The organism is Luteibacter sp. (assembly GCF_035539195.1).
In the GTDB taxonomy this organism is placed as follows: Bacteria; Pseudomonadota; Gammaproteobacteria; order Xanthomonadales; family Rhodanobacteraceae; genus Luteibacter.
In genome coordinates this window covers 74,425-100,084 of sequence record NZ_DATLIW010000042.1, presented here as the reverse complement: position 1 = coordinate 100,084, position 25,660 = coordinate 74,425, and the positions used below count along the sequence as shown (strand labels likewise).

Annotated in this window: 13 protein-coding genes and 1 pseudogene; 7 read left to right on the top strand and 7 right to left on the bottom strand. The window is 66.0% G+C overall.

Annotated elements, in window-relative coordinates; translation table 11 throughout:
- Nucleotides 1-224 precede the first annotated feature (224 nt).
- Nucleotides 225-1,067, top strand: coding sequence for a DMT family transporter (locus VM621_RS19240; protein WP_325470579.1), 843 nt, complete (start codon nucleotides 225-227; stop codon nucleotides 1,065-1,067).
- Here VM621_RS19240 and proP read toward each other — a convergent pair.
- The 3 genes and pseudogenes from proP to VM621_RS19225 all read right to left on the bottom strand — a co-directional run.
- Nucleotides 1,037-2,524 (bottom strand): annotated as a pseudogene (proP, locus tag VM621_RS19235) (glycine betaine/L-proline transporter ProP); the annotation flags it as partial. The gene VM621_RS19240 and the pseudogene proP sit on opposite strands and share 31 nt — an antisense overlap.
- A gap of 208 nt (nucleotides 2,525-2,732) precedes the next feature.
- Entirely contained in the window at nucleotides 2,733-3,761 is a 1,029-nt protein-coding gene (locus VM621_RS19230; RefSeq protein ID WP_325470578.1) for a LacI family DNA-binding transcriptional regulator, read from the bottom strand.
- A 64-nt stretch (nucleotides 3,762-3,825) separates the two neighbouring features.
- Complete coding sequence (locus VM621_RS19225) at nucleotides 3,826-5,115, bottom strand: sugar MFS transporter (RefSeq protein WP_325470577.1); 1,290 nt, start codon at nucleotides 5,113-5,115, stop codon at nucleotides 3,826-3,828.
- 371 nt (nucleotides 5,116-5,486) lie between these two features.
- On the opposite strand from VM621_RS19225, the gene glk reads away from it, so the two are divergent.
- The 3 genes from glk (at nucleotide 5,487) to VM621_RS19210 (ending at nucleotide 11,788) form a co-directional block, all read left to right on the top strand.
- Nucleotides 5,487-6,512: a glucokinase gene (glk, locus tag VM621_RS19220; RefSeq protein WP_325470636.1), complete on the top strand. Its 1,026-nt coding sequence runs from the start codon at nucleotides 5,487-5,489 to the stop codon at nucleotides 6,510-6,512.
- Between the two features lie 119 nt (nucleotides 6,513-6,631).
- Complete coding sequence (locus VM621_RS19215; protein ID WP_325470576.1) at nucleotides 6,632-9,364, top strand: TonB-dependent receptor; 2,733 nt, start codon at nucleotides 6,632-6,634, stop codon at nucleotides 9,362-9,364.
- A 147-nt stretch (nucleotides 9,365-9,511) separates the two neighbouring features.
- Nucleotides 9,512-11,788, top strand: coding sequence for a family 20 glycosylhydrolase (locus tag VM621_RS19210; RefSeq protein ID WP_325470575.1), 2,277 nt, complete (start codon nucleotides 9,512-9,514; stop codon nucleotides 11,786-11,788).
- A gap of 153 nt (nucleotides 11,789-11,941) precedes the next feature.
- On the opposite strand, the gene VM621_RS19205 is transcribed toward VM621_RS19210, so the two are convergent.
- On the bottom strand, nucleotides 11,942-16,231 hold the full coding sequence (locus VM621_RS19205) for a DEAD/DEAH box helicase (protein WP_325470635.1): 4,290 nt from the start codon (nucleotides 16,229-16,231) through the stop codon (nucleotides 11,942-11,944).
- Between the two features lie 146 nt (nucleotides 16,232-16,377).
- Here VM621_RS19205 and VM621_RS19200 point away from each other — a divergent pair, with 146 nt between their 5' ends.
- The gene (locus VM621_RS19200) at nucleotides 16,378-18,594 is read left to right on the top strand and encodes a glycoside hydrolase family 3 C-terminal domain-containing protein (protein WP_325470574.1); all 2,217 of its coding nucleotides are present in this window, start codon (nucleotides 16,378-16,380) and stop codon (nucleotides 18,592-18,594) included.
- A 41-nt stretch (nucleotides 18,595-18,635) separates the two neighbouring features.
- Nucleotides 18,636-19,412, top strand: coding sequence for a transporter (locus tag VM621_RS19195; RefSeq protein WP_325470573.1), 777 nt, complete (start codon nucleotides 18,636-18,638; stop codon nucleotides 19,410-19,412).
- 321 nt (nucleotides 19,413-19,733) lie between these two features.
- Here the strand turns inward: VM621_RS19195 and VM621_RS19190 are convergent, their stop codons facing one another.
- The 3 genes from VM621_RS19190 to mprF all read right to left on the bottom strand — a co-directional run bounded on the left by VM621_RS19190 (nucleotide 19,734) and on the right by mprF (nucleotide 23,412).
- On the bottom strand, nucleotides 19,734-19,919 hold the full coding sequence (locus VM621_RS19190; RefSeq protein WP_325470572.1) for a hypothetical protein: 186 nt from the start codon (nucleotides 19,917-19,919) through the stop codon (nucleotides 19,734-19,736).
- A 122-nt stretch (nucleotides 19,920-20,041) separates the two neighbouring features.
- The gene (locus VM621_RS19185) at nucleotides 20,042-20,824 is read right to left on the bottom strand and encodes a virulence factor family protein (protein WP_325470571.1); all 783 of its coding nucleotides are present in this window, start codon (nucleotides 20,822-20,824) and stop codon (nucleotides 20,042-20,044) included.
- Nucleotides 20,825-20,832: 8 nt separating this feature from the next.
- Nucleotides 20,833-23,412, bottom strand: coding sequence for a bifunctional lysylphosphatidylglycerol flippase/synthetase MprF (mprF, locus tag VM621_RS19180; RefSeq protein ID WP_325470570.1), 2,580 nt, complete (start codon nucleotides 23,410-23,412; stop codon nucleotides 20,833-20,835).
- Nucleotides 23,413-23,654: 242 nt separating this feature from the next.
- Between mprF and VM621_RS19175 the strand changes: the two genes are divergently transcribed.
- Nucleotides 23,655-25,622: an LTA synthase family protein gene (locus VM621_RS19175; protein WP_325470569.1), complete on the top strand. Its 1,968-nt coding sequence runs from the start codon at nucleotides 23,655-23,657 to the stop codon at nucleotides 25,620-25,622.
- The last annotated feature ends 38 nt before the right edge of the window (nucleotides 25,623-25,660 follow it).

Genomic DNA, 25,660 nt, shown 5'->3' with positions numbered 1-25,660 from the left:
GCCCCCTTGTGGGAGCCGCTTCAGCGGCGATGCCCTGTGGGCGCCGCTTCAGCGGCGATGCCCTGTGGGCGCCGCTCCAGCGGCGATGCCCTGTGGGCGCCGCTCCAGCGGCGATGCCTCCTGTGGGAGCCGCTTCAGCGGCGATGCTTCGTGTGGGAGCCGCTTCAGCGGCGATGCTTCATGCGAAACTCGCCACCTTCGCCCCACCGTATAAACCCCAGCCCATGAGCTACATCCTCCTCGCCGTCGCCTTCAGCGTCGCCGTCTCGGTCCTGTTGAAGCTCGCGCGCCGGGCCAACGTCGACATCGTCCAGGCGGTTGCCACCAACTACATCGTGGCCGCAGGGCTGGCGATGTGGCTGCTCGGCGCAAGGCCACAGGCAGCCCTGCAATCGGACGCACGCACACCGCTGATTCTGCTCGGCATCCTTCTGCCAGCCATTTTCGTCATGCTCGCCCGCTCGGTGAGAAGCGCCGGCATCGTCCGCACCGACGTGGCCCAGCGGCTCTCCCTGTTCCTCTCTCTGGCGGCCGCCTTCCTGCTGTTCGGCGAAGCGCTGGTGCCGCTGAAGATCCTCGGCATCGTTCTCGCCCTGGTCGCCGTCGCCTGCATCCTCTGGCGCAAGGAACGCGTCGAACGCGCAGGCTGGCTCGCCCCACTGGCGGTCTTCGCCGGCTTCGGTGCCATCGATATCTGCTTCAAGCTGGTCGCCCAGGCGCACGCACCCTTCCCCAGCGCCCTGCTCGCTTCGTTCCTCATCGCGCTGGTGCTGTGCTGGATCGCCGTGTTCGTGCGTGCGATCACGGGCCAGGCGGCATTGTCGCTGCGCAGTATCGGTTTCGGCGTCGTGCTCGGCGCGGCCAACTTCGCCAACATCCTGTTCTACATTCGCGGCCATCAGGCGCTGCCGAACGACCCTTCGCTGGTGTTCGCTTCGATGAACCTCGGTGTCGTGCTGCTTGGCGCGCTCGTGGGCGCGCTGGCATTCCGCGAGAAGCTGTCCTGGCTCAACTGGCTCGGGTTGGCCGTCGCGGTCGCCGCCATCGGCGTCATGACGGTCGCCTGATCGCGTCCAGGCAACACATCGTCGACGGTCAGGGGTGCATCGCCCGCAAGCAATTGTTTCGCCTCGCCATAGTCCGCGACCGCAGGCGGCGAACCACGTAGTGGCAGGCCGGCCGTTTCGCGCACGAAAAGCATCGTGACGACGCCGACCATCGCGGCGCCCATGAGGTAGTACGCCGGGACCAGGGGATCGCCGGTACGTTCGACCAGCCACGCGGTGACCAGGGGCGTCGTGCCACCGAACAGCGACACCGACACATTGAATGCAATCGACAGCGCGCTGTAACGCACCGGCGTGTAGAACAGCGCAGGCAGGGTCGAAGGCATCGTGCTGGTGAAGCACGTCAAGGCTACGCCGAGGCCCATCAGTCCCGCGAAGATCAGCAGGTCGTTGCCGGTTCCGACCAGCATCACGCAGGGAATCGCCAGCAGGAACATCGCAACGCAAGCGCCGATGACCATGGGCCGGCGCCCCAGCCTGTCGCTGAAGAAACCACCGACGATGTTCAGCGGCATCATCACCAGCATCACGATGAGGATAAGCAGCAACCCCTTCGCCTCGCTGTAGCCCAGTGTCACCGTCAGGTAGCTCGGCATGTACGTAAGCAGCATGTAGTCGGTTACGTTGAACACGAGGACGAGACCGATGCATTTCAGCAGCTGTGGTCCATGCACCGCCACCAACTCCCTGACACCGACGCGCGGCGTGTCGCCCGTGGCCTCCATCGCCTCGGCATGCGCCCTGAATGCAGGGGTCTCTTCCAGCTTCATGCGCATGTAGAGGCCGAGCAGGCCGAGTGGCCCGGCGATCAGGAAGGGCACGCGCCAGCCCCAGTCGAGCATCTGTGTCGCAGTGAGCAAGGACGTCAGCGCCGTGACCGCACCGGCACCGGCGATGTAACCACCCAGCGTGCCGAACTCGAGCCAGCTACCCATCTGGCCACGTCGTGCATCGGTCGAATACTCGGCGATGAAGGTTGCCGCGCCGCCGTATTCGCCACCGGTCGAGAAGCCCTGGATCAGGCGTGCAAGCAACAACATCACCGGGGCCCATAGGCCGATCCGCTCATAGCTGGGAATGAGGCCGATGGCGAACGTGCCCAGTGCCATCATGATCATCGTCGCCGCGAGTACGCGCTGACGGCCGAAGCGGTCACCGAGCGGCCCGAAGACGAGTCCGCCAACGGGACGCACGAGGAACGCGACAGTGAACGTGGCGAAGGTTGCGATCACCTGTGCCGTCGGGCTGCCGCCGGGGAAAAACACATGGCCGAGCGTCACGGCGAGGTAGCCATATACGCCGAAGTCGAACCATTCCATCGCGTTGCCCAGCGCCGCCGCGCCAACGGCACGTTTGAGCATGGCTTCATCGACGATGGTGAGGTCATCGGGCTGGAGGTGTTGGCGGCGACGGTTGAACCAACCGAAATGGGCATCGTGCCCGGCGTTGTCGTGCATGGATCGTGCTCCTGTCGCACAGGCGGACACACGCGCACGAAGCCGGTGTCGACCGCCCAGGGGAAAAGGTGCGCAACGCATGAAAGCGGCGCTCGAACGGTCCGTTGAAGGGACTCGTGGGGTTGCCGGCAAGATGCATCGAAGCACGACGCGGCGCGGACAACCCAACGAGAATATAACGATCGACGTTAAGAGCCTGTGGTCAGGCTCACAACCGCCGCGGCGCCGTCGATCCACGTACGACGAGATCGGGGCTGAAGCCCTCGTTCTCGATGATGTGCTCGTCACCATCGCGCTCGAGTTCGGCGATGAGCCGCTGCGCCGCGTGACGGCCGATCTCCTCGGTGTTCTGCCGCGCGGTGGTCAGCGCCGGCCACGACTGCTTCGAGAACGGGCTGTCCTCGAAGCCGGCGATCGAGAGCTCCCAGGGCACATCGACGCCGCCGGAGCGCGCCGCGGCGAGCACACCGGCGGCGATCTCATCGTTGGAGCCGAAGATCGCGGTCGGCGGTTCCTTCAGCGCGAGCAACTTGCGCGCACCGCGGAAACCATCGTCGAACGAGTAATCGCCCTCGACCACGAGCTTCTTGTCGACCGGCAGGCCGTACTCACGGAGTGCGTCTTCGTAGCCCTGGTAGCGCTCGGGGCTGGAACGATGTTCCTTGCCGCCCCAGAGGAAACCGATGCGATGGTGGCCGAGCTGGATCAGGTGCTCGGTGATCGCATAGGCGGCGTCGCGGTCGTCGACGAAGACGCAAGGCCAGCCGTCCTTCGGATCCTGGCGGGCGGAGATGATCCGCACGAAGGGGATCTTGTGCTCGGTCAGGGTCGCCAGCAGCCGTGGTTGCTCGGACATCGGCGGGGCGAGCACGAGCCCGGCCAGGCGGTTGCGTCGCACCAGGTCGCACAGTTGCTCGGCCAGCTTGGGCGCAGACGAGTCGCAGGGGTGGATCTGCAGGCCGAAACCGCGCTCCCGGCACACCGACAGCACGCCGTTCTGCATCGCGATGACGTAGTGGGCGTTCGGGTTGTCGTAGACCAGGCCCAGCGCGTAAGTCCGGGCGCTGCGCAGGCTTCGCGCCGCCTGGTCCGGCTGGTAGTCGAGGGCATCGATGGCGCGCTGCACCTTGTCACGGGTACGCGCGTGAACGGACGGCTCGTGGTTGATGACGCGGGAGACGGTCTTGAGCGACACGCCGGCCCGCTCGGCCACGTCCTTGATGGTAGGGCTACGCAATCTCGGACCCTCAATAGCAAGACGGCCATCCTAGCGGATGGCCGTTACGTAGCGAAGGCGGACGTCAGTCCTTGATGTGCTGACCGACCCGGTGGCCGGCCGCGCCGTAGTACAGGATGTACAGGTAGCAGGGGACCATCAGGCAGAGGAACACGGCCTGGAAGTCGTGGCTCTGCTTCAGGTGGGCGAAGGCCACCGGGATGATCGCGCCGCCGGCAATGCCCATGATCAGGAAGGCCGAGCCGAACTCGGTCAGGGCGCCGAGGCCCTTGATCGCCAGCGGGAAGATCGCCGGCCACATCATGGCGTTGGCGAAGCCCAGCGCGGCGACGAAACCGACCGCGGTATACCCGGTGGTCAGGTAGGTGCCGATCGAGAAGATCACGCCGAGGATGGCCGATAGCGCGAGGTACTTCTGCTGCGAGACGAACTTCGGAATCAGCAGCAGGCCGGCGATGTAGCCCAGCAACATGGCGAACAGCGTGTACGAGGTGAAGTGCTTGGTGTCCTCCGGCGTCATGCCGAAGCCCTGGCCGTAGGTGCCGATGGCGTCACCGGCCATCACTTCCACGCCGACGTAGACGAACAGGCAGAGCACACCGAGCCACAGGTGCGGAAAGCTGAAGATGCTGCCCTTCGCATGGCCGATCGCGCGCTCGGAATTGGCGCCGGAGGGCTTGATTTCAGGCAGCGACGAACGAACCACCCAGATAGCGAGGACGACCAGCAGGCCGGCCATCACCATGTACGGCATGTGCACCTTGGCGGCAAACGCGGCGAGCAGCGCGTCCTTCTCGCCCGGCGAGCCCGCGGCGGCGATCTGCTTGTCGAAGCTGCCGATATTGCTCATCACCACCGCACCGAAGACGAACGGCGCGAGCGCGCCGGCCACCTTGTTGCAGATGCCCATGAAGGCGATGCGCTGCGCGGCGCTGTCGATCGGGCCGAGGATGGAGATGTACGGATTGGAGGCCGTCTGCAGCAGCGAAAGGCCCGCACCGATGACGAACAGGCCGGTCAGCGCGCCCGGATACACGCGCATGGTGACGAACTGGCCGAACAGCACCGCGCCGATCGCCATGACGAACAGTCCGAGGCCCATGCCTTTCTTCATGCCGGTTTTCTTCAGGATGAAGGACGAGGGCAGGGCGAGGAAGAAATACGACAGGTAGAACGCCATCGGAACGAGGAAGGCACCCACGTCGTCCAGATTGAAGGCGAGCTTCACGAACGTGATCAGCGGGCCGTTGAGCCAGGTGACGAAGCCGAAGATGAAGAACAGGACACCGATGATGATCATCGGTACCAGGCTGGATTGCCGCGTCTGAGTGACGTCGACCGTCGTAGATGACATGGGTGCTTTCCCCTCGTGTTGTATTCGGTATCCGGACGGCGGCACCGCTGGATACGCCCCGATTTGTCGCCTTTATTGACTCGTGTGCGTAACGTTGTCAATTGGCCATTTACGCCGACCTCTCGAGGCCGTGCCGCTTTTTGACTTTCGATGTCGCGGCGCGTCAAACCCCTGATCGCTCGTGGTTTCCCCATGCCACAGGGCGCGCCACGCCGGGGCGGGAGGCAGAACGCGCGGCGTTGCAAACGTTTCCTGCTGCGGCGCGGGATGAAATGAAGGATGTCCTAGCCATTTGTCCTGTTGACAACGTTGTCATTCGCCTCACAGACTCCGCCTCAGTCAGGGGCGTGACCGTCATAAAGGGGCAGGGTGTGGGCGAATCGGCCAAACAGCGGGAAATCGTGCGTGCTTCGCGTTCCGCGGCGTTCATCGCCGCCGACGTGGGCGGAACGCATGCCCGTATCGGTCTGGTCCGTCGCGCCGCCGGCTCCACCGCGATCGACGTGCTGCGTTATGAACGCTATGCCTGCGCCGACTGGCCCAGCCTGACCGCCGTACTGCAGGATTTCGTTGGCCGGCTGGACGTACAGCAGCCCATCGAACACTGCGCCGTGGCCAGCGCGGGCTACGTGCTTGGCGACGCCATCGTCAACGAGAACCTGCCCTGGCCGGTCTCGATCGGTGACATCCGCGAGAGCCTCGGGCTGCTGGGCCTGGCCGTCGTCAACGACTTCGAAGCCGTCGCCTACGCTTGCCAGTTCCTCGAAAACCACCAGACCACCCCGATCATCGAGACCGCCGCCACGCCGGCCGTGGGTCCGATCCTCGTCATGGGGCCGGGCACGGGCCTGGGCTCCGCCGTGCTCCTTCCGGGAGCGCCGCACGCCACCGTGCTGCCGACCGAAGCCGGCCAGATTTCCCTCGCGCCCGGCAACGAGCGCGAGGTCGCGATCCTCGGCGAACTCGCTCGCGGTCGCGACTACGTTTCCTATGAGACCGCCCTCTCGGGCCCCGGTCTCGTCAACCTCTATGAAGCCATTTCGACGCTGCGCGGCACGCCCGCGACGCTGACCGAGCCCGCCGATGTCACGCGCGCCGCCCTCGACGGGAACGACCCCGCCGCGGTGGAAGCGCTGGATGTCTTCTGCGGCCTGCTCGGCAGTTTCGTCGGCGATCTCGCCCTTCTTTACGGCGCCCGTGGCGGCGTGTTCCTTGCGGGCGGCATCCTGCCCCAGGTTCGCGACCGCCTCCTCGCCAGCAGCTTCGCCACCAGGTTCTTCAACAAGGGCGTTATGCGCGCCTTTCTCCAGCAAGTACCGGTACGTCTGATGGACCACGGGCAGTTGGGTGTGATCGGTGCCGCCGGTCTCTACCTGCACGGTTCGAACGCTCACTGAAGAGCGGGAAAGGAACGCAGGCTCAGTACAACAACCGGGTCGAAAGACCCTTCGATAGCAACGAAGCATGACGCGGCCGCGAAACCCGTCATTGCTACATCCTCTGAGGGGAGGACACCATGTCGCATCGTAGAAACCTGCTGACGGCGAGCATCATCGCCGGACTCTGTTGTTTCACCAGCATCGCCGCCGCGCAAGACGCGACGCCGCCGCCGGACAAACCGCAGACCGCCCAGCAAAAAGCTGACGCCGCCAAGGCACAGCAGCTCGAGGGCATCACCGTCACCGGTATCCGCGCCAGTCTCGAGAAGTCTCTCGACACCAAGCGCAATGCCGACGCCATCGTCGAAGCGGTTACCGCGGAAGACATCGGCAAGTTCCCGAACACCAACGTCGCCGAAGCGATGACCCAGATCCCCGGTGTCACGATCGACCGTTCGTTCGGCCAGGGCGACCGCGTCTCGATCGACGGCACCGACCCCAGCCTCAACCTCACGTTCCTCAACGGCCAGCCGGTGTCGCAGACGCCGTGGCAGTACGGCGCGCAGCCGAACCGCGGCTTCGACTTCACCATGCTCGCCCCGGAGATCGTCGGCCGTCTGGAAGTCTACAAGTCGCCCGAAGCGCGTCTTACCGAGGGTAGCCTCGGCGGCACGATCCTCCTGCACACGCTGCAGCCGCTCGATCTGCCGGCCAACACCATCCGTGGCTCGTTCGGCCTGAACTACAACGACCAGGCCACACCGGGCGTGCGCCCGAACGGCTCGGCGCTGTACAGCTGGAAGAACGACTCCAACACCTTCGGCATCATCGGCTCGGTGCAGCACTACGAAGAGAAGATCGATCGCCAGGGCTTCGAGATCTTCAGCTACAGCCCGGTGTCCAAGTGGGCCTCGAGCCCGGCGGTCGCCGCCGGCATTGCCAACGGCACGCTGAACCCGAACGACAAGGTGCCCGACGAGATCAACTCGGCCTGGTTCCAGCAGAAGCGCAAGCGCGACACCGCCACGCTCGGCTTCCAGCTGCACCCGACCGACAACTGGGATATCGAGTCGAGCAACCTGTTCGTCCGCGAGAACTTCGATAACTGGAACCAGTCGCTGTATCCGTTCACCGGTGCGACGCCGGGTAACGTGACGAGCTTCGTCCCCGGTCCGAACGGCGTGATCCAGGGCGGCCATGTCTGCGGTAACGACTCGCCGAACTGCCCGGACATCGCGCAGGGCACCTTCGACAGCAATATCCGCAAGTCCGTCGTGCGCACGTTCGCTTACGACCTGAAGTCCACCTACCACGGCGATGGCTGGCAGCTCGGCGGCGCCGCCGGGTACAGCAAGGCGCACAACGACAACATCTCCCAGGCGGTGATGGAACCGGTGTACGCCGGTGGTTACACCTGGGACATCAACCGCGGCTTCAACTTCGACAGCCCGGCCGCGGCACGTAACCCGGCCAACTGGCACATGGGCGACGTTCCCGGTCTCGGCGGCTGGCCCGGCAACTACGGCGACTACTCCGCGGCTTCGCGTGATACCTACGCGCAGCTGGACTTCTCGAAGTACTTCGACTCGTTCTTCAACGAACTGGCCTTCGGCTATCGCTGGAACCGCCACGAGGAAGGCATGCAGGCGCATGTCTACGGCGGCAACGCGCCGACCAACCTCGCCGACCTCGGATTCGGTGGCTATACCAACACGCTCGACGCCTTCAACGCGCTGGACGGTTCGGCCAGCCATGTCATGCCGGACGAGAACGCGCAGTACAACTGGGTGCGTAACACCAACCAGGGCCACGAGGACGCCGGTACCTACCTCAACGGTACCTACCAGCTGATCGAGAAGACCAACGCGGCGTACGGGCAGGCCAACTTCGCCGGTGGCGGCTTCCACGGCAACATCGGCATCCGCTACGTGGACACTAAGACCGACGGCAGCGGCTTCAACTATAGCGGCACGCCTGTGCTTCCGGCACCGGCCGGTTCCTGGCAGACCTCGTCGCGCACGTCGAAGAACTGGCTGCCGAGCGTCAACGTGGCCTATGACGTCGCCGAAGACGTGGTGCTGCGTTTTGCCGCGGCGAAGGTGATCGCCCGTCCGCCGTACAACATGCAGGTGAACAACCTGTTCCTCAACGACTCGGTGCTGACCGGCTCGGGTGGCAACCCCAACCTGAAGCCGTACCAGTCGAAGAACTTCTCGCTCTCCGGCGAGTGGTACTTCGCGCCGCAGTCGTACGTGGCGGTCACCGGTTTCTACAAGAAGATCGACAACTACACCATCGTCGATTCCGCGCCCGAGCAGCAGTTCAACTCGGGTATCTTCAACGACCAGACGACCTTCGCGCGCCAGGTGGCACAGGGCCTGTGCACGCCGGATGGCTTCTGCACGTACAGCATCAGTCGTCCGCGTGACACGGGCGCCGGCAAGGTACGCGGCGGCAGCATCAGCTACCAGCAGGCGTTCTGGGATACCGGCTTCGGCGCGACCGCGAGCTTCACGTATGCCAAGGGCACGCTCGATTCCGGCGGCGCCCTGCCGTACAACTCGAAGACCTCGTACTCGATCAGCCCGTACTACGAGAACGGCCCGTTCAGCGCTCGCGTCACCTACAACTGGCGCAGCAAGTACCTCGCCGGTGGTTACATCGCCGGTGCGCCGCCGGCCACCACGGGCGAGTACGGCGACCTCGGTGCCACGCTGGGCTGGAAGCTCAACAAGCAGGTGTCGTTCACCCTCTCCGGCATGAACCTGACCAACGAGGAATACAAGCAGTACCTCGCCGTCGAATCGCTGCCGGTCGCGAAGTACACCACGGGCCGCCGTTACATGGCCGCGGTGCATTTCGACCTCTGATAAAGCGTCATGGATCAGCGGCCAAGGACGGCCGCAAACCCCTCGAAGCTTCATTCCCCACGGGCCCGACTACCCATTATCGGGCCCGCTTTTTTCTGTGCGTTTCCGGCACAATCGGGCGATTGCCTGAATCCGTAGGAGCTATCGATGCGCCGAACCCTCTTCCTCGCCCTGGCCTTCGGCCTTACCGCTTGCGCCAGCCAGCCGAGGCACGAAGCCGGCCCCGTCGATAGCACGCCGCTCTCGCTGATTCCGCAGCCGGCATCGCTGCAACGCCTGCCGGGCCATTTCCGTCTGGACGCCTCGACCACGCTTGTCGTGGCACCGGGCAACATCGCCGCAAAGAAGGTCGCCACTCAGCTGCAGGGCTGGATTCGCCAGGCGCATGGCATGAACCTCGCCATCGTCGAGGGCAAGCCGCGCAACGGCGCGATCGTGCTGCTCACCGATACGAACACCAAGGGCCGCGAAGCCTACACGCTGGATGTCGACGCCAATGGCGTGCGCATCGCCGCCAACGACGAGACCGGCTTGTTCTACGGCGCGGTGACTTATTGGCAGCTATCGACCGATCCGGCCTCGCAGGCTGGCGTGCCCGCCGTGCACATCGTCGACGCACCCCGTTTCGCCTGGCGCGGCCTGATGCTCGACTCCGCCCGCCATTTCCAGTCGGTCTCCGAGATCGAGCACCTGCTCGACCAGATGGCCCTGCACAAGCTCAACACCTTCCACTGGCATCTCACCGACGACCAGGGCTGGCGCCTGCAGATCCTGAAGTATCCGAAGCTGACCGAGGTCGGTGCCTGCCGCAAGCCGGTGGGTCCCGACGTCGCACTGACCGGCGATCCGGAACGTCCGTACTGCGGCTTCTATACGCAGGACGAAGCGAAGCAGATCGTCGCCTATGCCGCCGAGCGGCATATCACCGTCGTGCCCGAGATCGAAATGCCCGGCCACGCCCAGGCCGCGGTCGCGGCCTACCCGCAGTTCGGCGCCGGCGGCAAGAAGCTCGGCGTCTCCACGGACTGGGGCGTCAACACGGCGCTGTTCAACGTGGACGATGGCACCTTCACCTTCCTGCAGGACGTGCTCGACGAAGTGATGGCGATCTTCCCGTCGACTTACATCCATGTCGGTGGCGATGAGGCGGCCAAGGACGAGTGGGAGCATTCCAAACTCGTCCAGGCGAAGATGAAGTCGCTCGGCATCGACAACGAGGAAAAGCTGCAGGGCTGGTTCGTCGAGCGTATCGGCGGCTACCTCGACCGGCACGGGCGTCGCCTGATCGGCTGGGACGAGATTCTCGACGGCAAGGTGCCGGCCAGCGCGACGGTGATGTCCTGGCGCGGCACCAAGGGCGCGATCAAGGCCGCCAACGCCGGACACGACGTGGTGATGGCACCGTCGCCGACCCTCTACCTGGATCGCCTGCAGTCCACCTTGCCGGACGAGCAACCCGGCAGCCCCCAGGTGCAGACGCTGAAAGACGTTTACGATTTCGACCCCGTGCCGGCGGATATCGCCGCCGACAAGGCCAGCCATGTGCTCGGTGCGCAGGTCACGGTGTTCGCCGAGTACCTGCCCAACTGGTATCGCACGCAGCACGCGGTCTTCCCGCGCATCGCGGCGCTGGCCGAGCGCACCTGGTCGCCGAAGGCCGACTGGAACGGCTTCGTCGCCCGCCTGCCGGCGGAAATGTCGCGGTACCGCGCCGCAGGTATCGTGCCTGCCGATGGCGCGTACGCGGTGGCCATCGCCGCGAGTCCCACGGATAACGACAAGGCGAAGATCGCGCTCTCCAACCAGACCGGCTTCGGCACCATCCGTTACACCACGGATGGCTCCGCGCCGACGGCGCAGTCGACGGCGTATATCGCGCCCTTCGACGTGCCCTTGCCGACGACGGTCCGCGCCAACACCTTCGACAACAGCTTCGCCCTCGCCGGCCCGCGCGACGAAGCCATCGATGCCAAGTCGCTCCTGCATCGCAGCAGCGATCAGCTCGACACTTGTGCCAACAAGCTCGTGTTGCGTATCGAATCGCCGAACGCGGTGAACGGTGCGCGCCCGGTGTACAAGGTCGACATCATGGACACCTGCTGGGTGTGGAAGGGCGTGAAGCTCGACGGCCGCTACGGCGTGGACATCACCGTCGATCGCCTGCCGTTCAACTATGCGCTGTGGAAGGACGCGGCGGGCATCGTCTCGCGCAAGGCACGGTCGCGCGCCGGCGAACTGGAAATCCACCAGGACTCGTGCGACGGCCCGAAGATATCGACCATCGCACTGGACAAGGCGAAGGACGGGCGTGCGACCTTGCAGGGGATCCTGCCGAAGCGCGAGGGCGTGCACGACCTATGCTTCGTGATCACCGGCAAGCCGGGCCCGAAGATCTGGGTCATCGGGGATGTGCAGCTTCGTTAGAAGCATCGCCGCTGAAGCGGCTCCCACACGGGCGTTACCGATGAAGCGGCTTCCGCACGGGCATCGCCGCTGAAGCGGCTCCCACACGGGCATTCCCGATGAAGCGGCTTCCTGGCTTTATGTGGGAGCCGATTCATCGGCGACGCTCTCGCGTCAGAACGACATCGCCGTCGGGAATGTCGCATGCCTCTGCAATGCCGAGCGCGCTTCGCGCTCGTCGGCGCTCTCCAAGGGCATCAGCGTGACGAACTTGCCCGCGATCATCGCCGCCAACGGCATGCCGTCGCGGATGGCGATACGCGTGCCCAGCACCGCAGGTACCTTCGCCGCGCCCGCGACGATGCTGCCGATCAGGTTGAGCGGATCGGTACCGGCGATACAGACGATTTCCCCGTCGTGCGCGCGATGACGAATCTGCCGTAGCGCCGGCAGCGCTTCCGGCAAGGCGAACTGTTCGCCGACCAGTCCGTCGACGAATCGGCCGCCGCGGATTTCACCGCGGGCCTCCAGACGATGGAACACGCGTCGCAGGTCGCGCCAGGCCGGCAGCCACGCCGCTTCGCGCTCGAGGATGCGCCAGCTGACCACGCCATAGCGACGCAGCAGCGTGCGCGCCATATGCTCGAGTCCATCGGCGTCGTTACGCGCCTCGGCCGGACGACGCGCGAGCGACCAGCGTCCCGCGTCCTCGATGCCGCTCAGCATGTGCCGGCGCGTGCGGCGGTGACGACTCCCATGGCGCTTGGAGGCGGGCAACAACAATGCACGCAGTCCGGCGAAGCTGTCCGCGGTCACGCGGCCGGCGGCCACCAGCTCGCCCAGCGCGTCTTCCAGTTCCGTACGCAGCAGTCGCGTCGTCGTCGCCAGTTCGTCGAAGAACAATGCGCCCTCGTCACGCAAGGCGTCCGCGACCGCCTGCGCCCGCGAAGACAACGGTAGCTCCTCGGCGATCGGCGGCGCCGCCGCCGACCAGATCGGCAGTTGGCGACGCGGCAGAAGCACGATCGGGGTGGAACGAACCGGACCCCCGCTACCGGTCCCCAGGCGCAGTCGGCTCCATACCACGCGTCCCGCCCGGCACAGATCGTCGAGCCAGCCGATGCTGTAGTCGCTCACGCGGGCCGGAAGGAGTTCCGACTCCCAACCACCCGCCGCGGCCTCGAACCCTTCGAGTTGCGCGATCACCCCAGCCAGCGCATCGGGACCGGCGACCTGGGTCGCGCGGGTCACATGCTGCCAGTCGAGCAGGAAGCGCATGAAGTCGCGTGGCGCGACCGGCTCGATCTCGCGACGCAGGCGGCCGATCGTATAACGGTGGATGCGAGCGAGAAGATGACGCTCGCACCACTCCGTCTCGGTAGCGCCCGGCGAGAACGGCCCGCGCATGACATAGCCCTCGGTTTCGAGCGCGGTCAGTGCGAGCTCGAGTGCGCTGGTGTCGACGCCAAGGGATGCGGCGAGCACGCCGGCCGGCACTGGACCCAGACCACCCAGGCGACCGCGAACGATATCGATCAGGGCGGATTCCGGCGTCCAGGCCTGTGCTTCGAACTCCGCCGGGGCGGCGATCGCGGGCGAAAGCGTCGCGTCGGGATGGATGGCGCGCCATGCAGGCAGGCGCTCGGCAGCGACCCAGAGCGATACCCCACCGCGGCTCAGCGTCGTCGCTCGCGCGTCTTTCGACAGGGCACGTAGCAACACGGCCCAGGCCGGATGGTCCCGCACATCGTCGGCGGTGACGGCGCCGAGCAGCATCAGCGCTTCGTGCATCTCGTCGGCGCTGCGCGCCTCCGGCCATGCTTCCTCGCGTACGGAAGCGATCGCCTCGGCGTCGAGCCGGCCGAGATCGTCGGCGGTCTCCGCCTCGTTCCAGCGACGCGACTGCACGGCCTGGGTGCGGCGCTCTTCCAGCGGCGCGTCGTCGAGGAAGGCATACGGCGCGGCATTGAGGATCTCGGCGGCCAGCGGCGAAGGCGTGGCGAGATCGCGCGAGATCATGCGGATGGCGCCGGATTCCAGCCCGCGCAGGATGGCGAGCAGGCCTTCGCAGTCCATGGCTTCGTGCAGGCAGTCCTCGAGGGTCTGGTTGACCAGCGGGTGGTCGGGTACCTCGCGCTCGCCGACCAGGTTCTCGGCACAGGCGACCTGGTCCGGGAAGACGGTGGCGAGCAGGTCTTCACTCTTCATCCGCTGAAGCTGGGGCGCGACTTTCTTGCCCCCGGTGAAGCGTGGCAGCGCCAGCGCCGTCGTCGCGTTCCAGCGCCAGCGCACGCCGAACAGCGGCGCATCGAGCAAGGCCTGGATCAGCACGTGCTCGGCCGAGTTCGAATGCAGGTACCGCGCGACGTCGTCGAGCGGAAAGCTATGGCTGGTGGACAGCGACAGGACGATCGCGTCCTCGGTCGCCGCCGCCTGCAATTCGAAATTGAACTTGCGGCAGAAGCGCTTGCGCAGGGCGAGCCCCCAGGCGCGGTTGATCCGGCTGCCGAAGGGCGTGTGGATGATCAGCTGGGTGCCACCGGATTCGTCGAAGAAGCGTTCCATCACCAGGGTGTCGCGCGTAGGCAAGGCCCCGAGCGCCGCACGCGCGCGGAACAGGTAGTCGACGACCTGCTCGGCGGCGGCCCTGCCCAGGCTCAGTTCGGCGATCAACCAGTCCAGCGCCGCGTCGCGGCCGCCCTGGTCGAACTTCGCCGAGATCTCCGTACGCAGGCGCGAGACGCCGATGGAGAGTTCATCGGTGCGTCCGGGCGCTTCGCCGAGCCAGAACGGAATGTTGGGTGGCTGGCCCTGCGCGTCTTCCACACGCAGCCGGCCCATCTCCACACGCATGATGCGGTAGGAGCGGTTGCCGAGCTGGAACACGTCGCCGGCGAGACTCTCCACGGCGAAGTCTTCGTTCACCGTACCGACCGCGATGGCCTGCGGTTCGAGCAAGACGTTGTAGTCGCCCGTTTCGGGAATCGTGCCGCCCGAGGTGACGGCCGTGAGTTTCGCGCCGCGCCGTTCGCGCAGGCGCTTGTTCACCGCGTCGCGGTGGATGTACGCGCCGCGCGGACCGACCCGCGTGGTGAAGCCTTCGGCCAGCATGCGCACGGTTTCGTCGAAGGTCTCACGCTTGAGCGCGTTGAACGGATACGCGCGTCGTACCAGATCGAACAGGGCGTCCTCGTCCCATTCCTGGCAGGCCACTTCGGCCACGATCTGCTGGGCGAGCACGTCGAGCGGCTGGTGCGGCATCACCAGTGCGTCGAGCTCGCCACGGCGCACGCAGTCGAGCAAGGCGGCGCACTCGACGAGGTCGTCGCGCGAGGTCGGGAACAGACGGGCTTTCGGCGTGCCGCCCACGGCGTGACCCGCGCGGCCGGCGCGTTGCAGGAAGGCCGCGATCGAGCGTGGCGAGGCAATCTGGCAGACCAGGTCGATGTCGCCGATGTCGATGCCGAGTTCGAGCGAGGCCGTCGCGACCAGCGCGCGCAGCTCGCCCTTCTTCAGGCGCTGCTCCGCGTCCAGTCGCTGCTCGCGCGACAGGCTGCCGTGATGGGCGGTGACGGCTTCGCGTCCGAGCCGCTCGGAAAGGTGCCGCGCCACGCGCTCGGCCATGCGCCGCGTGTTGACGAAGATCAGCGTGGTGCTGTGTTGTTCGACCAGGTTGGAGAGCCGGTTGTAGACCAGCTCCCACATGTCGTTGGACATCACCGCTTCCAGCGGCACCGGTGGCACTTCCAGCGCTAGATCGCGCTTGCGCGTATGGCCGATGTCGACGATGGCGCAGTCTTCCTTCGCGTTGCCGATGAGGAAGGCGGCTACCTTCTCGATCGGCTTCTGCGTGGCGGAAAGCCCGATACGGGTGATGCGGCGCTGCGCCAGCGATTCCAGTCGCTCCAGCGACAGGGCGAGATGGCTGCCGCGCTTGCTCGATGCCACGGCATGGATTTCGTCCACGATCACCTCGCGCACGTTGGCCAGCATGGCGCGACCGGAGACGGAACCGAGCAGCACGTAGAGCGACTCCGGGGTCGTCACCAGGATGTGTGGCGGGCGCTTCTTCATGCGCTCGCGATCGGACGACGGGGTATCGCCCGTACGCACGGCCGTACGTATCTCGATATCGGGCAAACCCTGTTCGCGCAGTTGCTCGCGGATGCCGGCCAGCGGCGCCTCGAGGTTGATGCGGATGTCGTTGGAAAGGGCCTTCAGGGGCGACACGTAGAGGATCGTCGTGCGATCCGGCAGGCCGCCGTCGCGCACACCTTCGCGTACCAGCATGTCGATGGCCGACAGGAAGGCGGTGAGGGTCTTGCCCGAACCGGTCGGTGCGGCGACGAGGGTATGTCGTCCGGAGCGGATCGCCGGCCAGGCAGCCATCTGCGCGGCCGTGGGTTGCGGAAACGTGTTTCCGAACCAGGCAGCCACGGCGGGATGGAAGGCGTCTAGCGTCATCGACTTTTGTGAATTCATTGAATCACTTAAGTGGGGCCGAAACGGCCGTCGGTCAAGTTCGAGCCTACCCCGAAGCGGTCTCGCGGGTTGCGATAAAAGCGTTACTGAACGAACGTAGAGGTTTCCCCCGGATCGACTTCGCGACCATGACCGATACCGCCCGCCGCACCGCCCTCGCCTTCGCCATCACCGCCGGCCTCGCCGCCAGTGCCGGCGCGGCCACCCCGCCCGCCCGCCCCTGGATGGATCGCTCACTGTCGGCGGATCGCCGGGCCGAACTCGTGGTCGCGGCGATGACGGACGACGAGAAATTCCGCCTGATTCGTTCCGACTTCGGCCTGGCCAGCGACAAGCATGGCGTTCCCGAAGGCGCCGTGGGCGGTGCCGGCTATGTTCCCGCCCTGCCGCGCCTCGGCCTGCCCGCCATCAACGAGACGGATGCCGGACTGGGCGTGAACAAGCCCGGCATCGACGGCAAGGGCGCGATCTCGCTGCCCGCCGGCCTCGCCACCGCTGCCAGCTTCGATACCGCCGTCGCCCATGCCGGGGGCCGCATGATCGGCGGCGAGGCGCGCGGCAAGGGGTACGGCGTGCTGCTGTCCGGTGGCGTGAACCTGCTGCGCGATCCGCGCAACGGTCGCAACTTCGAATACGCCGGCGAGGATCCGATCCTGGCCGGCAGCATCGTCGGCGCCACGATCAAGGGCGTGCAGGAGCGAAAGATCGTCGCCACGGTGAAGCATTTCGCCATCAACGACCTCGAATCCGGCCGCAACACGCTCAGTGCGGATATCGATCCCGTCGCCTTGCGCGAATCCGACCTGCTCGCTTTCCAGCTCGCCATCGCCCACGGCGATCCCGGCTCGGTCATGTCCTCGTACAACCGTGTCAACGGCACCTTCGCCGGCGAACACGACTGGCTGCTCAACCAGGTGCTCAAGCAGGAATGGGGCTTCAAGGGCTTCGTCATGTCCGACTGGGGCGGCGCTCACAGTGGCGCCAAGGCGGCGCTGGCGGGACTGGACCAGGAGTCCGCGGGCGAGGTGTTCGATGCCGAGGTGTTCTTCGACAAGCCGCTGCGTGCCGCCGTCGCCTCGGGCGAGGTGCCGAAGGCGCGGCTGGACGACATGGCCCGGCGGATCATGCGCAGCCTCATTGCCCACGGGGTGATCGACGATCCCATTCCCACCAAGCCGACCACGCCCGTGCCGTACGACGCCGACCGCAAGGTCGCTCGCGACACGCTCGAGGCCGGCGCCGTCCTGTTGCGCAACCAGGCAGGCCTGCTGCCGCTGTCGCGCCAGGGCCAGTCGGTCGTGGTGATCGGCGCCCATGCGGACAAAGGCGTACTGGCCGGCGGCGGATCCTCGACGGTCACCGATGAGGGTGGCGATCCGGTGCCGGGGCTGCAGCCGACCGGCTGGCCGGGCCCGGTGCGTTACCACGCCTCCGCGCCACTCACCTTCATGCAGAAGCTCGGCGGCAAGGTCAGCTTCGATCCGGGTACCGACCCGGCCGCCGCGGCGAAGGCCGCCGCCGGCGCCGACGTGGCCGTGGTCTTCGTCACCCAGTGGGCCGCCGAGTCCTTCGACGTTCCCGACATGGCCCTCGCCGACGGCCAGGATGCGCTGGTCGCCGCGGTGGCGAAGGCCAACCCGAAAACCGTGGTCGTGCTGGAAACCAATGGCGCGGTGAAGATGCCCTGGCTCGACAGCGTCGGTGCCGTCCTGCAGGCCTGGTACCCGGGCTCGGGCGGTGGCGAAGGCATCGCCCGGCTGCTCTACGGCGAGACCGCGCCGTCGGGTCGCCTGCCGATGAGCTGGCCGAAAGACGAATCCCAGCTTCCCCGGCCGACGATCCAGGCGGCCGGCCTGTACTCGAAGGAGAAGCCGGCGGACAACGTCGACTACAACATCGAAGGCGCCGATGTCGGTTACCGCTGGTTCGAGAAGACCAAGCGCGAGCCGTTGTTCGCCTTCGGCTATGGCCTGACCTATACGAGCTTTGCCTACAGCGACTTCGCCGTGGACAAGGACGCCAAGGGCCGTCCGGTGGCCCATGTCACGGTGAAGAACACGGGCAAGACGAGCGGCGCCGACGTGCCCCAGGTGTATGTCACGGCGCCTGGCGCCGCGACGCGTCGCCTGGCCGGCTGGAGCAAGATTTCGCTCAAGCCTGGCGCGAGCCGCCGTGTCGATATTCCGCTGGAGCCGTTGGCGCTCGCCCGCTACGACGACACGGGCAAGCGCTGGCGCGTGGCTCCAGGCACCTACGCGGTGAAGCTGGGCCGATCGGCCACGGATATCGCCGCCGAAGTCACGGTAGCGGTTGGCGAAAGCTTTCCGCAGGTGAAGGCTCCCTGAGCCTGCACGACACCGCGACACGCGATCGCCACAATGCGCGCATGAACCTGCGCTCCGTATCGATCGTCGCCGCCCTCTTGTACCTGGGCTCCGCCCCGGCTTTCGCCGACCCGCCGGATTTCGACCGGCCCGGCGCGGGCTTCGCCACCAGCGTGCTCCCCGTGGGCACGCTGGCCCTCGAGCAGGGGTTGCCGACCTATGAGCGGCAGCGTCAGGACGGCCTGCTCGACAAGACGTATACCGCCGACAGCCTGATTCGCATCGGCCTGGGTGGGCCTGCCGAGCTGCAAGTCGGCGGGTCGGCGTGGAACCGGTTGGTGGAACGTGGGAGCGGCAGCCGGCGACAGGCAACGGGGCACGGCGACACCAGTGTCGGCCTGAAGATCGCTCCGGGCGGCTCCGGCGAGACCGGCACGTTCAGTTGGGCGGCACTGGGCCAGGTCTCGTTCGCCAACGGCGACCGTGATTTCGGCAATGGGGCCAAGCAGTACACCCTCGGCGTCACCGGCCAGTGGAAACCGACCGACACCTGGCAGGGCACGCTCTTCGCCAATGTCGACCGCCTGCGCGGCGGCAATACCTGGACCCTGGCACCGACCTTCGGCCGCACGTTGGGGGAGAACTGGATGGTTTACGTGGAGACGGATGCCATCCACGATGCCGGCGACGGCAACGAACTGCAGGCCGGCGGCGGTGTCGCCTACACCATCGGTGACCACGCCCAGCTCGATGCCTACGCCCTGCATCGTATCGGCGCGCATGGGCCTTCGGTGATCGCGGGCCTTGGTATTTCGGTGTTCTTCGGCAAGAAGGGCTAGCGCTTCGCCGATAAAAACATGGCCCTCGCGCTCACGCGGAGGGCCATGACGGACGTCCCTGGGTCCCGTGGCATGAGCCACACCAGAACGCGGCCCGGCGAAGCCGGCGCGACGTTATCTCCGATGAAGGGGGGATCGATCCTCTCGCTAGGGACGGACGGCATCCTGCCGTCGGATCGGTCATCGGGGATTCGGCGTCCCGTCCGGCTTTATGCCGGGCGGGACATAGGGCCTATCTTGCGTAGGTGCGCCGACGACGGATATAGGAGGAATCTGAAAAATGTCTGTTCGTTTCCGACATCGACGCGGAAACGCGCGCACTCATGCGCGAGCGTGGCGCTCCGGACGCGGTCGCACGCGATGCTCGCGCGCGTCGCGCGCGGGTGTCCCCAGCGTCGGCGCCGGCTTCGGCGCGGTCTCGGTCACGAGGACGCCACGGCTCGCGAGGCTACGCAGCCGCGCGCAATCGGAGGATCCGTAGTCACGTTTTCCGGGTTCGCGTTGCATCGATCCTCTCCTGCGGTCTTCCCGCCCGAGCGAGCAGCGTGATCCGGAAAAGAGAAAATTACGGTGGCGCGGCCGTGAACGTTTCGTGACACGTCTTCACAGGCCCGAAGGCCCGCGGGACGTTAAGGCGACGTCGAGACGGAGGGGGTGGTCGCCGGCATGCGCTGGATTAGTTCCGTGGCCAGCTGCTCGTAGTTCTCATCGAAATGGTGCGAGCCGGTTTTCCGGTACACGGTGACGAAAGACGGCAGCTTCGGATCGGTGCAGCCGCTGTCGTCGGCGTCTTCCGCGCCGTAGTAGCACGCCATCGGGGGCTTGCCGCCCAAGGCCAGGATCGGCGGTACCGCATCGGTATGAACCACGGGATTCACCCACTGCAACAGGTTGTGCGTGTGCGTCGTCCACCAGCCCTGCTGCATATAGCCCTCGAGTTCGATCTCGAAGTTCACATCGCGGCTGGCCGACAGCAGCACCAGCTGGGTCAGCTTCGCGCGGTTGTCCGGGCGCAGCTTGCCGACGATGGTCGGCAGCACGTCGGCACCGAACGAGTAGCCGATAAGCAGGACGCGCTTCTTGTTCCACTGGACGGTATAGCGGTCCAGCAGGCGGTCGAGATCGTGGGCCGACTCATCCGGCGAGCGATAACGCCAGAAATACTTGAAGGTGCTCACGCCGGCGACGGGAATGCCGCGCTGGGTGAACACCGCGCCGAGGCGCTGGTCGAGATCCCACCAGCCGCCGTCGCCGGAATAGATGACCACCAGCAGGTCTTCCTCGCCGGCGGGAGCGGCTTTCAGCGCCGGCAGTTCCACGGTGGACACCTCCATCGAGGCGTGGGTCCACGGATGCCAGGCGAGCAGGCCGAGAACGATCGCCGCGCCAACGGCGATGAGGATGTATCGCACGACTTTTCTCATCGACGCACCACACCGCCCAGGCCGCCCGAGATCAGGCTGGCGACGTTCGCGAGTGCCAGCGGCAGCGCGATGCCGCCGGCCACCGCGATGTAACGCGGCTCCCACTCGGGATCGAACTTGTCCTTGTAGCGGTGCAGCCCGCGGAAGTTGTAGAACCGCTCGCCGCGGCCGAACACCATGGCGCCGAAGCGACTCCACAGCGGTGCCGTGCGGCGGTTCTGCAGCCCCGAGAGCGGGGCCATGCCGAGATTGAACCAGCGATAGCCCTCGGCTTTCGCCCAGACCATCAATTCGATGAACAGGAAATCCATGATGCCGGAGGGTCCGTCGGGCAGGTGGCGCATCAGGTCGACGGACGCTTCTTCCTTGGTCGCCGTCACGAAAATATTGGCGAAGGCGACGGGCTCATCGCCCTGCCAGACCACCGCCATGGGCGTACGCGCGAGGTAGCGCTCGTTGAACAGACCGAGCGAGAAACGCTTCTCTCGCACTTTCTTGTCGCGCATCCAGGCGTCGGAAATCACTTTCAGGCGCGGCAGTAGCGCGGGCACGTCTTCCACCGGCACGATTTCCATGCGCAGGCCGTCGCGGGCCAGCTTGTTCACCGTGCCGCGCAGGGTCTTCTTCGACTTGCCGTCGAGGTTGAAGGTCTCCAGGCGCACGCGCGCCTCTTCGCCGATCTTGAGCAGGCTCATGCCGACTTCGAGATACAGGTCGAGGTCTTCCGGACGCACCTGGTAGAACAGTGGCCAACCGCCAGCGTGTTCGCACTCTTCGCGGAAGCGCCAGACCAGTTCGCGGCGGGCGTCTTCGCTCTCGCCTACCGGATCGCCCATGGCCACCCAGCTGCGGCCTTCGATGTCGTACATGATGAAGGCGCGGTCGTCCGGCGCGAACATGAGCATCTTGTCGCCGACCAGGGCGAGATGGCCCTGGGCCGACGAAAAACCCTTCAGCAACGGCATCGCCCGGGCCAGGTCGGCGTCGCTCGGCAGCGCACGGCGGGTACGCGCCGGTCGGATGAGGTTGGCCAGCGCGAACAGCATCACCACCGCCGTGGCGCCCACCAGCGCGCGCAGCGCGCGCGGCGCGCCGCCGTGATGGAAGCTGAATTCCCACCAGAGGTTGTTGCTGTATTCGACATGCTTGAAGCTGAAGAACACCAGCCATGTGGCGCAGCCGAGCACGGCGGCGATGGCCGCCATCCAGCCCACCGAGAAGCTGGCGCGAAACAGCGAAGCACGCCGGTAGAAGTGACGATGCGCCGGGGCCAGCGCGAGGGCCAGCAGCGATAGCAGCGTGGCTTCCTCGTAGTCGATGCCCTTGAGCAGCGACAGGACGGCACCGACGATCAGCAGCACCAGGGTCACCACATAAGCGGCATCCAGGCGTCGCTGCAGTCCGCGGGCGAGGATCAGCAGGAGCATGCCGACCACGCTGGAGAGGAAATGCGAGACCTCGACCAGGGGCAGTGGCACGAAGCCGCGCAGGATCTCCATGCGTCCCGGGATGGCCAGGGTGGCGCCCGAGAAAAGCAGCACGGCACCGGCAATCAGGGTCAATCCGGCGAAGAACGGCGGCAGGAGGCTGCTGAACCATGGCGTGATCAGCGCCGTCTGACGCAGGCCGCGGATCTCCCGCCAGATCACCATGACCGTGGCCACGCCCAAAGGCAGGAGGTAATACACCAGGCGGAAGGCGGTCAGCGAGCCGAGGATCGGCGCTTCCAGACCGTGGTTGCCGGTGGCGCCGAAGCCGGCCAGCATGACCGCCTCGAACACGCCCAGGCCGCCGGGCACATGGCTGATCAGGCCGGCCATCTGGGCCAGCACGAAGATGGCCAGGAAATGGCCGAAGCCACCCACGATTTCCTGCGGCATCAGGACGTACAGCACCCCCGATGCAAGGCCCCAGTCCAGCGCGCCGATCAGGATCTGCCGTGCGGCGACCTGCGGCGTCGGTGTGTTGACCGCCCAGCGCCAGACGCGGATGGGGCGGCGCACGAGCACCGCAGCGGCAAACCAGGCCAGCGGCACCAGGACAAGCACGATCGCCAACGGGATGCGCAGGCCCGAAAACGGCACGTCCGGAGGAATCGGCACGATCAGGAGCGTGACGCCGGTCAGCGCGGCCAGTCCGAGCCAGAAGCTCAGCGTCGTATAGAGGACGACGCGGGCGACCTCGCCCGTAGTCAGCCCGGCCTGGACGTAGAAGCGATAGCGGATCGAACCCGAAACGAGCAGGGACATGCCCAGCGCGTTGGAGAACGCATAGCTTATGAAGGAGATGAAGGCGACGCGCTTCGGCGGCAGGCGACGCCCGATACTGGCCAGGCCGAACCAGTCGTACAGCGTCATCACGGCGAAACCGGCACCGGTAAGCAGGATGGCCAGCGCGATATCGGCATTGGGCAGGCCGTGCACGTAGGCGCCGATCTGGCGATATGTGACCTCGGTGGCCATGGCGTGCAACGCCCACAGCGCCAGGCACAGCAGCAGGAGGGACAGCAGGGGGCCGCCTGCTCGACGCAGCAGAGTCGCGTATAGCGCGGGCTTCGTCAGGGGCGCATCGTTCACTGGCAGCTCCGCCCTCGTCTCATGCTCCACTGCTTCCGCGGCTCCGTCGTTTCTCGTAAGGTCGTGTAGGGTGCCACATAGCGCGGGCAGGCGGCAGGTCGTGGCGCCGCAGCGTTCATCCTTTCGCGGTGCTAGGGCAAAAGCTTACGATAAGCCCCGGGAAAGCTTTTTGTAAGCGATCCTATCTAACCTCGAAGCAACATCCTGCCCGCCCTTCGGCCGGCGACCTTCGGTGAGGCATCATGCGTTCTGCTCCTTCGGCCCCGGGCCCTTTGCGCCAGCGGTTCCGACCGCTCCTGTGGTTCGGTGTCCTGTTCGTCGGCGTGGCCTTCCTGGTCCGCCTTATCCTGTTGATCAAGACCGGCCACGACGTCCCGCGCGAGCCAGGCAGCTGGCTCTACCTGTTCGCCGTGGGCCTGGGCTACGACCTGGTCACCTTCCTCTATTTCGGCTGGCCGATGCTGCTGGTGCTCTGGCTGCTGCCGCGCCGGACCTACCTGTCGACCCTGGGCCACCGGATCTTCATCGGCTTCTGCTTCGTGCTGGCCTTCGCCGTGCTGTACCTGGGCGCCGCCGAGCTGGTGTTCTGGGGCGAGTTCAGCGCCCGCTTCAACTTCATCGCCGTGGACTACCTGGTCTACACGCACGAGGTGGTCGGCAACATCCAGGAGTCGTACCCCATCGTCACCTGGTCGCTGCTCTTGCTGCTGGCGACGGTACTGGTCATCTTCTTCAGCCGCCGCACGCTGAAGGCGCAGGACGAGGGCTCGCGTTTCGCCGGCCGCTCCGCCGTGGTCGGTGTCTGGCTGGTGCTGACTGTCGCGGTGAGCTTCGCCTTCGACGGCTCGATGAAGGATCGCTCGGCCAATAACTACGTCAACGAACTGGCCGGCAACGGCATCTACCAGTTCTTCGCCGCGTTCCGGAACAACGAACTGGACTACGCGAAGTACTACCCGACGATTCCCGACGACCAGGCCTTCGCCAACCTGCGGGAACTGGTGAAGACGCCCAATGCCACCTTCACCAGCGACGACCCGAAGGACATCACCCGCACGATCGCCGCGGACGGCCAGGAGAAGAAGCTCAACGTCGTGCTGATCAGCGTCGAGAGCCTCTCCGGCGACTACGTCGAGGGGTTGAACGTCAGCAAGCACCGCGGGCTGACGCCCAACCTCGACGCGCTGGCGGCGAAGAGCCTGTTCTTCACCCAGCTCTATGCCAATGGCACGCGAACCGTTCGTGGCCTCGAGGCGCTGGCGCTGTCGGTTCCGCCCACGCCGGGCGAGTCCATCGTCAAGCGTCCGGGCAACGAGAACCTCAATTCCCTGGCCGACGTGTTCAATGCGAAGGGCTACACCTCCGAGTTCGTCTACGGCGGGTACGGCTACTTCGACAACATGAATCACTTCTTCGGCAGCAACGGCTACACGGCGGTCGATCGCAACGTCATCGACAGCAAGGACATCCACGCCGAGAACGTCTGGGGCGTCGCCGACGAGGATCTGTTCACCCTCGTGATGAAGCGGATGGACGCGTCGTACGCGAAGGGCAAGCCGTATTTCGGCCATGTCATGACCACGTCGAACCATCGCCCGTACACCTTCCCCGAAGGTCGCGTGCAAGCCAAGCAGGGCGCTCGCGACTCCGCCGTGCGCTACACCGACTGGGCGCTCGCCGACTTCCTCAAGCGGGCATCCACCAAGCCCTGGTTCGACGATACCGTCTTCATCATCACCGCCGATCACTGCGCGGCGAGCGCGGGCAAGACCAGCCTGCCGGTGGACAAGTACCACATCCCGCTGTTCATCTATTCGCCCAAGCATGTCGCACCGGGTCGCGTGGATCGCCTGATGAGCCAGATCGACATCCCGCCTACGGTGCTCGGCATGTTGAACTTCAGCTACACCTCGCATTTCTACGGCTACGACCTGTTCAAGCTCGAGCCGGGACGCGAGCGCACGTTCCTCAGCACGTACCAGGAACTCGGCTACCTGCGCGGCGATCGCCTGACTTCGCTGATTCCGCGCGAGCCGGTGAAGGAGATGACGCCGGACCTGGCTTCGGGCGACGCGACGGTGGCCAAGGCCGATCCGGTGGATGCGAAGGATGCGATCACGTACTACCAGACCGCCGCGTATCTGTTTACCCATGGACTGATGACGAAGAAGGGCGCTGCGGCACCGCCCACGGCTCCCGCAGCACCGTAAGCCGTACTGTCCAGGTCTTGCGGGCGGGCTCCGTGTGG